Raw genomic sequence first — 12,852 nt, forward strand, 5'->3', positions numbered from 1 at the left:
ACTGTTAACTGTTCGCTGAAAATATGACCAAATTACTCGTAGTTGCTACAAGCAATCCAGGTAAGTTAAAGGAAATGCAAGCTTACCTGATAGATTCTGGTTGGGAATTAACGCTGAAGCCAGAAGAATTAGAAGTTGAAGAAACAGGTGATACATTTGCGGCTAACGCTTGTTTAAAAGCCTCCGAAGTGGCCAAAGCTACAGGACAATGGGCGATCGCTGATGATTCTGGTTTGCAGGTAGATGCTTTGAATGGTGTACCGGGAGTATATTCGGCGCGTTATGGCAAAACCGACGCAGAGAGAATCTCGCGGTTATTAACAGAATTAGGTGATGAAAGTAACAGACAAGCACAATTTGTCTGTGTAGTAGCGATCGCCCGTCCAGATGGTGAGATAGCTGTACAATGCGAAGGTATTTGTCGTGGTGAAATACTTCATGCACCCCGTGGGGAGGGTGGTTTTGGCTATGATCCTGTATTTTATGTTCCCGAAAAACAGTTAACCTTTGCCCAAATGTCACCAGAGGAGAAAAAATCAGTTAGTCATCGTGGTCAAGCGTTTGCGGTGTTAATCCCACAACTGAGTACAATACTGAGTGCTGAGTAAAGTTTCGACTTTCTATTTTTATCGACTTAGCAATTACCATTTACAAATTACTATGGCTATAGCGATCGCACTCCATACAGACTCAATTAATACCTTAGATTTATCCCCCGCTTTAACGGTAATTGAACCACTGCTGCAAGAGGGAATTGCTGCTTATGAACAGCAATTAAGCTTTAACATCGACTACCCTCTAGATCCCGGCGACCCCCGCGAACTTTCCGAGGTTCCAGAGTTACGCCTGTGGTTTATTCGTTTAGATGCAAAATATCCTTGGATACCTTTTTTATTAGATTGGAAATCAGGAGAATTAGCTCGTTATGCAGCTATGCTTGTACCACATCAATTCAGTAATAAAGAAGGCATTCAATATAATCCTGAAGCATTAGAAATATTTTTAATGCACAAAATCTTTGTTTTAAATGACTGGTTAAAACAACAAGCAATTCCCAGTTCATCCCGGCTAAAATCGATGGCGCAGATGCTGGGTTATGAATTAGATGACGGATTTTTTGAGATGTTTTAAATCATAGTTTACAGGCGAAATTTGATGTTCGCTTGTAAACATTAAAATTAAATTTATGAGCATTGAGCGTAGTCGAAATGCGTCTTCTAAATAATTGTGTCTACCTACTTATCTACCCGATAAAGATAAAATCGTTCACTATCTATCCAAGCTCTTTTAAAACTCTTGATAGGGACAATATTTAAATCATCTTGATTGATATTAAGTTCTTTATTTAAAATCAATAAAATTCTGCTCTCAACGGCTTGACTCTGAAATAAAGCATGAATTTGTCTCAATATCTCCGGCTGGTCAACATCTTGACGACCTTGTTTAAATAAAGTGAAACTTCCCATCATTTGCCGTTCAGGATAGTATAATTGCCTATTTAGATAACCTGATAATGCAGCCATATTTGCATCTCGACTGGCTACAATAAATTCATCATTTAACTTATTTTGTTGGATGTAATGAGCAGTTTCTCTGCTGGCAGAAAATGGGATAACTAAGTCTCTAGCAAAGCCGTAAACACCTCCAAATAATTGAGCAGACAGAATTAATGTAAAAACAATGTAATGCCATTTTTGCGCTAAATTAAATAATCTTGGTGTGGGAGACAATTTATTTTCCAACACCAGAGAATTTTGAAAATAACTCTCTAGCCATAAGGCTGCGATAAAAACTAAATAAAAATGTCCAAAGTGACGATGATGTCCGGCAAAGCGTAAATAAGTAAATGCCAGTAGGATGCAATTACCTACTGCATACATAAACAGCACAACTGGTTTTTTAGAAAATTTTATTAAATATAAAGTGAATATCAAAATACTGATAAAAGCACAGATACTTAAATCTAGCAATCTTTTTTTGGGGATAATTAACAAATAACTAGCCAACAATCTGTTGATACTCTTTAACAAATTGAATATATCTAAATGTGTTGACCATCCGTTGTTTAATCCGCCATGTAAATAACTATTGGCAGGCGGAGTAATAATATAAACTGATAATATTAAAGAAAATATAACTATTAAAAAACTTAAAATCAAATCATATTTTTTACTGGTTTCAAAATATTTTCTCCTCTGCTCACTATCAAAACAAAATTCAAATAGCAGTGTTAATGATAAAGCCAATGAAACGAGTAATCCATAAGCACTACTATTTGCTAATAAGCCTATTAAACTAGATAAATACAAATAAGTTTTTTTTCGAGATGGAAAGACAGCACAAAAAGCAAAAATAAATAGGAGACTAAAAGCATAGTTACGGGAAATTAGAAAATATTCATAAAAAGGAAAATAACCAAAAATAAATAGTAATTTATGTTTATTTTTAAAGGGACTATATAAGTAAAATATAAGAACCGCAGTAATTGTAATAGATAAGTGAAATAATTGCATAATTAAGGGATTGTCGGCAATTCTTCTCAAAAATGCTAGAGAAAAATACCACAAGACTGGATGCCCTTCATATTTAATATTGGCAATTAAATCTGTGAAAGATTCACTATCTCTCACAATCAACCAAGGGTTGAGTTCATCACGCCACATTGCATGATTGAGAATACCTATAAGACCCAGTATTGAAAAAATAACTACGCTCAACCAAGGATAGAGAGAAAATAGAGTTGAAATCCGATTAATGGCTGTTTTAGCTAACATTGCTTGGAAATTATTTTTTCAATTTATGTAGATGTTTATACAGGTTCTATAAGACACTGCACTCTATAAATATTGTAGAGACGTTGTATACAACGTCTCTACAATAACTGGCTACTATTACAATACTACTTATGAGTTTTATGCAGCTATTTCTTCTAGCGGGTGTAAATTTTGCTGAAACAGTTGAGTAATTTTCTCAGCAGGTGCAGGGATACCAAAGTAATATCCTTGACCTTCTTGACAGCCACATTTTTGTAAATACTCTAGCTGTTCTTGGGTTTCTACTCCTTCTGCGGTGATGTTTAACTGGAGACTTTTGGCTAAGGCAATAATGGCATCGGTGATAGCTGCACTCTCCGGGTTAGATATGACATCTTGTACAAATGAACGATCAATTTTGATCATATTTACAGGGAAACGGTTCAAGTAGTTTAAAGAAGAATAACCAGTACCGAAGTCATCTAAGGCTAACCATACGCCCAGTTCTCGTAATTGTTTGAGGGTTTTTACAGAACGTTGAATGTCACCCATTAAAGAGCTTTCGGTGACTTCTAATTCTAAGTAGGATGGTGGTAACTCTGTTTCTTGCAGGATTTGTTTGACAACCTCTACTAAGTTTGGTTCTTCAAACTGTCTGGCTGAAAGGTTGACTGACATCCGAATAGGTTCCATTCCAGCTAATTGCCAAGCCCGATTTTGAGCGCAGGCGGTACGTAATACCCATTCTCCAATTGAGATAATTAAACCGTTGTTTTCGGCAATGGGGATAAATTTGGCGGGAGAAATCAAACCATGTATGGGATGTTGCCAACGTACAAGTGCTTCTAGTGCGGTTACTTGTCTAGTATGCAAATCAATTAGGGGTTGATAGTAAACTACCATTTCTCTACGTTCTAATGCTCCCCGTAATTCATTTTCTAGTGTTAATCGCTCTTGCAACTGAGCGTTAATTTCTGGGGAATAGAAGCGATATTGACTGCGCCCTTGCTGTTTTGCTTGGTAAAGGGCGATGTGAGCCTGTTGTAATAATTGATCTACAGAATTACGATCGCCTACACTATTGATTGTGATGCCAACGCTGGCGGTAATGTGAATTTGCTGCCCTTCGATTAAGAAAGGTTTGGAGACTGTATTTAAAAGTAACTGCGAGAGTTTAATGACATTCTCAAAGGAGAGTATATCAGTGTGGGCGATCGCAAATTCATCTTGGCTCAAATGGGATAGGATATCCGTTTGACTTATACAATTAGTTAAACGTTGGGCAACTGCTCTTAACAGCAAGTTGGATTTTTCATGCTCCAACCCGTAACTCATACCTGCGAAATCGTCAATACCCAGCACCAGCAATGCTGCAAGCTGCTGCTGATTGTGCGATTGTGATATGTTTTGATACAGGCGATCGCAGAATAAATCCCGATTGGGTAATCCAGTTAAATTATCATAATTAGTAATTTGATGAATTAACTCATCTAACTTGTGCAGAGTTTGGGTAGTATCTGCCATTAATGTACCTGCCTCATCTACATATTCTGTAGGCAGTTCCGGTAATTTTTTAGTATGAAAATAATCTTGTAGTGCCGCCGAAGTTAAAATAACCGGAGCCAGAAGATATCGAAGTGCATATAGTGTTGCGGCTGTACCTGCAAGTGTAGAGAATAAAGCAATTAACAATACTTTTACTGCTATCTCCCAAGAATAGGAGTTAGATGTCACAAACCAGAATAGTAAAGTCAGCAATGGTACATGAGTCCCTAAAAAAGCTACCAGCATAATTTTTGCTGTATAGCTATTTTTCACCCAGCGAAATTTAGCTAGAGATGAGTATAGGTAAAGTTGGTGATTCAGTTTCATAGATGCTATTTGAGGGTAGATAGTTGGCAAATTAATTACTAAGATTTTCTGGCAGAAAAATTGTAGGGATTTATTACCTTAATTTCCAGAAAAATGCAGTGATTCAAATTCATCTATTCAGTTTATAAAATGCTCTCTATAGTTTTTGTAAAGGTAAATCCATAACCTATTTCCGTACTAAAAAATGATTAGTAAAATTACTGTTTAATATATAAACACTTGATGAATTTTTAGGATTGAGTTAATTGAGTGGTATGGCAGTAGTATTTTAGATATTTAACCTAATCTTCAAATATTAGCCAGAGCATTTAATGTGATTCTGAAATGATGCCTATAAACCTCTAAAATCAAGGATTATTACCAACGATAAAAATATGACAACCAAATTTTATCTAACGGTTGATGAATGAAAATCACAAATTATATTTAATAGATATATGAGGCTAGTGATAAATGCAATGAATCTTATTTGAGAAAAGTGTATTGATTTACAGAACAAAATAATTTAAGAAAAGTTTAAATCCAACAGTCTAATTCTATGCTTTGATTGGCAATTAACGTCGTTATTATACTAGACCACCTAAGTATTAAGTGAATGAGCGCAAATAAAAAATGCTTTTTTCTTAACCAAATCATTAACTATCAATTTTGCAGTCATCCGAATGGTGAATAAAACATATTTACTTAAAACTTCAGCAAAAAAAATCAAAAAACAGCCTGTAACCTAGATACACAAGCTGTTTTTAATCACTGTTTAGTTTTGATTGAATTAGACATTCTAGGAAATTTTAAAAAGCATCTATCTGAAGATAGTTTTTGTGGATAATCAGATATGCTAAAAACAACGAGCTAACTGACTACAAGTTTTGTCGATTCAAAATCCAAGGTAAGAGTTTAGCAATATTTTTTGCATCATCAATACCACGATGATGAGTTCCTTGTAATTCTATATTGACGAGTTGCAATGCTTCTGCCATACCATATCGCTTGGATAAGCCTTGGCTGTCACTAAACTGTTGTTTGAGATTGACGTGAGGATAAGCAATCGGAAAAGGAAGATTGTGAAACTTGCTATCTTGTTTAAACTGGTTGCGATCGTAATCTCCCCAAGAACCAAACACAGCATTGGGGTAATTAGATAACCATTTTTGCAGTATAGCGATCGCTTCGGGATATTCTGGCGCTTGTGCAACCTGTGTCTGAGTAATCGATGTTAATGATTTACAAAATTCAGTCAGTTTGGGATAACGCACTGGCTTGATAAAAGTTTGAAACTCATCGATAACTTTTAAAGTCTGCGCCTCAACCATCACGGCTCCAATTTCGATGATTTCCATCTCATGCCGTTTGATAGTTCCTTGATCACAACAAGTTGCTTCTAAATCAAGTACTAATAAGTAATCATACTGATTCAAGTTCATCATCACACCGCAAACTTTGAAATAATATAGCAGTCGTAAATGATTTGCAAATATCTCTGACTTGAAAGTGCTGAGTGCTGAGTGCTGAGTAACAATGCTAGTCCCACTTTCATACTTGGCGATGAAGCTTGTTTCATCGGGACTCCTTGTCTACCTTGTCTACCTTGTCTCTTCTGTTCCCATATCAAATAGGAATGCTATATTTTTTCAGATCAATTTGGTGTTACTACATATCTAACAGTATTTGGTCACATCTTCACCACATTCATCTGCCAGATACATCAAACATTTGAAACGCAGACTAACTACTTGTTCATAAAACGGATTTAACTTGCACAAAGGTGGAATGTGAAACAGTTTCCGCCCTAAAACTGATACAGTTCTTTCAAAGGGACAATGAGCAGGAATAAGTTTACACAAAATTCTAGCAAGTTGATCATTACGGATTTCTAAAACATCAAGCTGATGACGTAGCTGGGTTAAGAAGCCGTTCTTCTGTTGAAATTGATTGGATAAACCCATAGCGGAAATTTCCTTTAGTCCATTGTCACCCCTCTAAAGTTACAACGATATTTTGAGAAGAACATAGTATAACTACTAGATTATTTTGTGGATTTATAAAATTTGACTATTAATCTCGTAAAATTGCTGAGGAGGTAATCAAGGAAGTGAGTTAAAGCGCAAAACCGTGGGAAATAGCAGTCAGTATATATACATATATACAATAAAAATCCTAAATTATTGATTAGCATCTCTCCCTTGTCTTCCTTGTCTCCCTTATCTCCCTCATCTCTGATGTTCACATATCAAATATAATAATTTCAGCATTTACCAATTACCCCCCATTACAAATGGCAATACTTCAAATAATTGAACCAGAAGTGAAAGATTTGGGTGGGTTTATTGCCCGCCGTAGTTTGCCATATCCTCAGCGTCAAATGGTCGGGCCGTTTATTTTTTTTGATCATCTTGGCCCCTCTGTTTTGCCAGCTAACAAAGGTATTGATGTCCGTCCACATCCTCATATTAATTTGGCAACGCTGACTTACTTATTTGATGGTGCAATTATGCACCGTGATAGTTTAGGTGTGGTGCAAGAAATTCAACCGGGTGCAGTTAACTGGATGACGGCGGGAAAGGGAATTGTGCATTCAGAGCGATCGCCTGACTTTGACCGCTTCAATGAAGTTACAATTCATGGTATTCAAACTTGGATTGCTTTACCTGTTGAGTACGAAGAAATTGACCCTTGGTTTGTTCACTATAAGGCTGAAACTCTCCCTAGTTGGTCAGAAAATGGCGCTGTTATCAAACTAATTGCTGGAGAAGCTTCTGGTTATACCTCACCTGTAAAGGTGTTTTCTCCTATCCTTTATTTAGACGTGGTACTTTCTGCCAATACTAACTTTAATGTCCCGGCTGGTTATTCTGAAAGAGCAGTATACAGCGTTACTGAAGGGCTGAGTATTAATAATGAACCGCTAGAACCGTATCGCCTCGCTATTCTAGAGCCAGATCATGAAGTCAAAGTTTCTGCTAATACTGCGGCTCGATGTATTGTGATTGGTGGTGAGCCGTTGGGTCAACGTTACAAATGGTGGAATTTTGTTTCTAGCCGACCAGAACGAATAGAACAAGCAAAAGCCGATTGGCGCGACAACCGTTTTGCCAGTGTGCCGAATGAAACAGAGTTTATTCCCCTACCAGAAGTGGTGACAGAGGCTAATCCTTTGTAGTCTTCTAAGAAAAACAGTAGGTGTAAAAGTATTATCCTTTGCTCCCCAAATCCCCGACTCTCTTTGGCAAGGGTGCAGGGGTATAGGGGAGCCACTGGCATGAGCGGGTTTCCCGACTTGAGCCAAGTGGCGTGTGTATGTATCTAAAACCCTTACACCACACACCCTTACACCCAATCTTCACAGACAATCTTGGTGCGTAAGTCCTGCTAAAAAGTAAATGTACTCCGCAAAACACCGACAGTAGTAGTTTCATTTCTGCTGTCACCTTCAGGGTTAAACAACACAAAAGCACCAGGAGTAATGCTGATATTATCTGTCAGCTTAAAGCGATAATACGCCTCTAAATGATAAGGAGTAGCACGATTTACCCCATCTGGAGCCAGTTGTGCCGAACCACTAGCATCAGAACGAAACAACGGTTGTCCAAAAATAATCCCTGCATTATTGCCTGATTTAAATAAATCATTAAAGTGCAGCCCTACCATCCAGCTAGTAAATGTAGTGGAAGCATTAACAGCACCACTAGAAGAAGCATCCACAAACATCGCAGCACCATAACCAGACAAAGCTACCTTCGGCGAAAAGCGCCAAGTTAACGTACCACCAACGGAATTAAGTGTGACAGGTGTCCCTAACTCAACACCAGCTAACGCGCCAATATCATCACGAACTAATCCTGTACCTAAGATGTTAATTTCGTGATAACTGTGGGCATAGTTTAAACCTACATCTATCGAATTAGTAGGTTTAAAAGTTAATTGAGTGCTGATTACATTACTACCACCAAACACACCCGCACCCAAAGGCGTGTTAGAAACCCCAGGAACAATATCACCTGCTTCCTGCGGTATGTTAGCGTTAACACTACCATACAAAGCTCTGAAATCTAACTGGGGAGAAATACTAAAAATAAATCCCGCCGCCGATGCTAAACCAGTTCCCGAAGTCCCACCAGAAACTCGCGCCACAGGATTTAAACCTGCAAACCGCGAAATCGACTCATTTCCTTCACCATAAAAAGGTGTAATAGCAGGAAAAGCGTCTGTTGCTTCCGCCGCAGTTCCCGCAAACAACGTTAACTTATCCGCGACTGGAAAAACATACAGTAATTTATATAGTTGTACGCTGTTCGCTGACTGCGCGGATAAAGTTTTCACATCAAAACCAGGAAAAAGCGGTTCAAAACTTGTCCTCGCACTACTAGAAACCAATAAATCAGAAGCTAACCCTAAACTATTTTGTAAGCTTCCACTACCATTTACATCACCCAAAAAGTTATAAGCTTGCAAACCAGTAATTAATAAATCTTTCCCGGTAAAACTAGTGCTGAGATTTAACCGAACTCTGTTCACCAAAATAATATTAGGATCACCCTGATTAGGTGCGCCACCTGTAGCACCAATCCCGGCAATAATTACCTCGCCATTGAGTTTAGTAGTAGTAGAAAATTGATTGGCTTCTAGTTCGGCGGTGCGTCCTTCTAGTGCATCCACTCGTCCCCGGAGAGTTGCGAGTTCTGCTGCAAAATCTTCTTGTAATTTTTGTAAGGTTGCTAAATCTTCTTTTTTAACTAAATCAGAAGTGGCTGTGGCGATGAGTTCGTTAACTCGTTCTAAACAAGCATTTAAGCCTGCTGCAAACTCATAACGAGTCATAGCACGATTGCCACGATAACTACCATTGGGATAACCAGCAATACAACCATAGCGTTCCACCAAAGATTGTAAGGCTTGAAAAGCCCAATCAGTTGGTTGCACATCAGACAATTGTGATACAGATGTTACTTGAGGGTTATCGTTATTGTCTGATGTCTGCAACTCATGAGACGCTGAGGAATCTTGTATTTCTGCCTCACTTTTGATAGCCGGTGCTTGTGGTTGGCTACCATCGGCAAGAATCAACTTAGTTTCAGTAGCAGCAACTTGGCTGTTGATAATTGCTGATTTTTGCGGAACATTTACCAATGAATTATTATCTATTGGTACGGAGTTAGCTAGGGCTTGTATGGGTAACAATCCATTAATTAAACATAAAAAACTAGCTCCACTAGCAGAAGCTAGGAGATACTTAGCCATGACCACTCCTCACAGATATAGAATATTAAAAAAATTTATCTACGATATTTGACAGTTATGAAGTATTGCCAAATGGAATATCCTAAACCATCTTGCTTCTCATCAGTAATTACCGTAGATCATAAAATCTAGTAAATACTATTTAGATAAAAAAATCTCATTAATCGTGATTTATAATTTTAATTCTTTTGATAAACTTATTTTAATCATTTGAAAAAATCTATAGTAATCATAGATAATCCTAAGCAGCAGAAATCCTCAATTTCTTAAATAAGTCGGGGATATGAATTTAGCAAAATTTAGAAATAAAAAAATATTTAACTTTGTAATTCTTAGATATTTTAATTATTGGTAAAAAACGAAAAAATTCCCTTATAAAGGGTAGATATAAACTGCAAAATTAACTTTATGATTGACCACAACGAAAGTACATTTCGGGGTATTGGGGAAATAGACCTTTATTACCAAAGCTGGCAACCAACAGGTAATGTCAAAGCTGTATTAGTGATTGTGCATGGTTTGGGCGGTCATAGTAGCAAATACAATAACATAGTTCAGCATTTTATCCCTAAACAATATGCTGTTTATAGCTTTGATTTGCGTGGTCATGGACGTTCTCCAGGGCAAAGAGGATATATTAATGCTTGGGCAGAATTCCGCGAAGATTTGCGAATTTTTTTAGAATTAATTCAAGCTCAACAACCAAAATTACCAATTTTTCTGTTAGGTCATAGTTTAGGTTCAATAGTTGTTTTAGATTATGTTTTGCGTTATCCCCAAGCTGCGGCTGTCCTGAAAGGTGTGATTCTTCTTGCACCAAGTTTAGGAAAAGTTGGTGTGTCACAGATTAAGCTATTACTAGGACAATTGCTATCACGAATATGGCCAAGGTTTACTTTAAATACTGGTCTTGATTTATCTGCTGGTGCAAGAGATGAGAAGGTTTTAGCTATCTATGCTCAAGATACTTTACGACACACTTTAGGAACGGCTCGTTTAGCAACAGAATTTTTGAATACTGTTAATTGGATTAATAACCATACTAATGAATGGCAATTACCATTATTAATTCTCCACGGTGGCGCAGACAGAATCACATTACCAGAAGGCAGTCAGATTTTTTATGAGCAACTAACTGCTTGTCAAGATAAGACAAGAATTATCTATCCAGAGGCTTATCATGAACTACAAGATGACCTCAATTATCAAGAAGTTTTAGCTGATTTAGAAAGTTGGTTAGCAGGACATTTGTTATCTAATTGAGAATATGGTTTAAAAGGGACACAAGGGAGATAGCCAGTAGGGTGTGTTAGGCGTAAGCCGTAACGCACCGAAAGCTTTGAGAGATGCGTTACTCTGTCGCTAACACATCCTACATTTATACGTATTTTTAAAAGTCCAAGATGATTCCTATATTATTTAGATATTTTTACTAATTTCTCGGTAATTGGCTTGATAATTTACTAGTGTTTCTTTCGCTTGTTGCGACACAAATGTATTTGCAGGAATTGTTTTTAAAATTTTAATCGCCTGTTGCCATTTAGATTTTGCTTGTCGGCGGACTGAGCGAGAACGAGGTGAGCTTTGGATCAAAAAGTTGGCTTCTATGGCTAATTTATGGGCTGTTGCTAAATTATTGAGAGCTTGTTTCTCTACAATTACTTTTTGACTGATTGCTTGGTGATTTAAGCGATAAAGAACTAATTTATCTTTCGCTTTAATAAAAACTGATGTTTTTTTCGGTATATTTTCTAGTAATTTGATTGCTTCTTGCCATTTCGATTCAGCTTGTTGCCAAACTACTAAAGGATGGGGTGGCGATTGTACTAAACCAGAGGCTTCTAAACCCAAATTTTGGGCGGATTTTAAATTAGCGATCGCAGTTTCTTCTTGATTAAATTTAGAGCGGAGTTGTTGGAGTTTGGGTAGTTCTGCTTTAATTATCCACCCCCCAAAACCTAAAGCTAATAAACTCACCACAAATATTCCGCCATAATGCGTTAGGTGTTGCTGTTTAAACTTTTTTGGCGGGTTAAACTCAAATAATTTCCATTGTTCAGTTTTGGGTTTAGGTATTTTTTTTTCTGATTTCACTCTCAAAGTACTAATCTGCAAAATTAAAGCATCGATTTTACTTTGATAAAATTCACAATCATTGATAATATCTGTTAATTCTTGTAATCTACCATCACCAGATATAATTAATTCTTGATCATCATCTAACCACTCTAGAGCAAAGCCAGATTTCCCACAAAAGGCGGAGACTCCCAATAAAATACTCAATAAGTTATGACTCTGCTTAATATTGTCAAAAATAAATTCTAATCTTTCCTTAATTTTAAAAGCATCTTCTTGAGCTTGAATAATCTGCTGAATTTGCTGTTGTAAGATTTTTGGCTTATTCAAATCGAGTTGGATTTTTAAAACTTCTTCGACAGCTTGAAATGTGGCAGGAATACTGTCATGACTAGCATCAAGGTTGAGTTGTTGGACTAATTTGATATCACTTAGAATATCAGCAGCGATCGCTTGGATTAAATCACCCCAATCAACCCAAACTTCGATTTTGGACTGAATTTGCTTGAGGGAAATATCTACTGGTAATTGTCCAAATTTGGCTGTCAGTAATCCAGGATAATCATATTTATAAATGTAGACTGTGTAATCTTCATCTATAACTGGCTTTAGTGCTACATCTAAATAAGCGCCTGTCGTTATCGGTGTTTTCTCTAACTGGCTAGACTTGATTTTCTCTTGAATATTGCGGAGTTGCTCTTGACCATGATTAATCATGACAATTTGTTGCATGATGTCATGAGCATGTCCAATATTGAGCCTCAGACCATGAACAATTTTTGGTAATTCATTTACCAGCGTTTCTAAATCAGCCATAAATATCCCTTGGGGATTTGCCGAAAGTTGATGTGAAACAATTAAAATGACTATGCAGCAAGGTGGTAGCTTGAAAACAAGCTTCGTCTTAGTTGGTGGT

10 protein-coding genes are annotated in these 12,852 nt (G+C 37.0%); 4 read left to right on the top strand and 6 right to left on the bottom strand.

What is annotated here, in order from left to right; genetic code table 11:
• Window positions 1-23: 23 nt before the first annotated feature.
• Together rdgB and H6G28_RS02005 are read left to right on the top strand one after the other, a co-directional pair.
• Window positions 24-608: an RdgB/HAM1 family non-canonical purine NTP pyrophosphatase gene (gene rdgB / locus H6G28_RS02000; RefSeq protein WP_190668589.1), complete on the top strand. Its 585-nt coding sequence runs from the start codon at window positions 24-26 to the stop codon at window positions 606-608.
• 52 nt (window positions 609-660) lie between these two features.
• Complete coding sequence (locus H6G28_RS02005; protein ID WP_190588080.1) at window positions 661-1,131, top strand: CRR6 family NdhI maturation factor; 471 nt, start codon at window positions 661-663, stop codon at window positions 1,129-1,131.
• A gap of 104 nt (window positions 1,132-1,235) precedes the next feature.
• Here H6G28_RS02005 and H6G28_RS02010 read toward each other — a convergent pair whose 3' ends face one another.
• The 4 genes from H6G28_RS02010 to H6G28_RS02025 form a co-directional block, all read right to left on the bottom strand.
• On the bottom strand, window positions 1,236-2,774 hold the full coding sequence (locus H6G28_RS02010; RefSeq protein ID WP_190668592.1) for a hypothetical protein: 1,539 nt from the start codon (window positions 2,772-2,774) through the stop codon (window positions 1,236-1,238).
• Window positions 2,775-2,912: 138 nt separating this feature from the next.
• Window positions 2,913-4,625 carry a putative bifunctional diguanylate cyclase/phosphodiesterase gene (locus H6G28_RS02015; protein WP_190588078.1) on the bottom strand — a complete coding sequence of 571 codons (1,713 nt, stop codon included), beginning with the start codon at window positions 4,623-4,625 and terminating at the stop codon, window positions 2,913-2,915.
• 857 nt (window positions 4,626-5,482) lie between these two features.
• Window positions 5,483-6,049 carry a 3'-5' exonuclease gene (locus H6G28_RS02020; RefSeq protein WP_190668595.1) on the bottom strand — a complete coding sequence of 189 codons (567 nt, stop codon included), beginning with the start codon at window positions 6,047-6,049 and terminating at the stop codon, window positions 5,483-5,485.
• Between the two features lie 231 nt (window positions 6,050-6,280).
• The gene (locus H6G28_RS02025) at window positions 6,281-6,568 is read right to left on the bottom strand and encodes a Mo-dependent nitrogenase C-terminal domain-containing protein (protein WP_190668598.1); all 288 of its coding nucleotides are present in this window, start codon (window positions 6,566-6,568) and stop codon (window positions 6,281-6,283) included.
• Window positions 6,569-6,897: 329 nt separating this feature from the next.
• On the opposite strand from H6G28_RS02025, the gene H6G28_RS02030 reads away from it, so the two are divergent.
• Entirely contained in the window at window positions 6,898-7,782 is an 885-nt protein-coding gene (locus H6G28_RS02030) for a pirin family protein (RefSeq protein WP_190668601.1), read from the top strand.
• Between the two features lie 209 nt (window positions 7,783-7,991).
• On the opposite strand, the gene H6G28_RS02035 is transcribed toward H6G28_RS02030, so the two are convergent.
• Window positions 7,992-9,860, bottom strand: a complete 1,869-nt coding sequence (locus H6G28_RS02035) for an iron uptake porin (protein WP_190668604.1) — start codon at window positions 9,858-9,860, stop codon at window positions 7,992-7,994.
• Between the two features lie 408 nt (window positions 9,861-10,268).
• Here H6G28_RS02035 and H6G28_RS02040 point away from each other — a divergent pair, with 408 nt between their 5' ends.
• Complete coding sequence (locus H6G28_RS02040; protein WP_190588073.1) at window positions 10,269-11,123, top strand: alpha/beta hydrolase; 855 nt, start codon at window positions 10,269-10,271, stop codon at window positions 11,121-11,123.
• Window positions 11,124-11,279: 156 nt separating this feature from the next.
• Here H6G28_RS02040 and H6G28_RS02045 read toward each other — a convergent pair whose 3' ends face one another.
• Window positions 11,280-12,752 carry a hypothetical protein gene (locus H6G28_RS02045; RefSeq protein WP_190668607.1) on the bottom strand — a complete coding sequence of 491 codons (1,473 nt, stop codon included), beginning with the start codon at window positions 12,750-12,752 and terminating at the stop codon, window positions 11,280-11,282.
• Between the last annotated feature and the right edge of the window lie 100 nt (window positions 12,753-12,852).

The sequence above is a fragment of the Nostoc sp. FACHB-190 genome, from assembly GCF_014696905.1.
Classification (GTDB): Bacteria; Cyanobacteriota; Cyanobacteriia; order Cyanobacteriales; family Nostocaceae; genus Nostoc_B.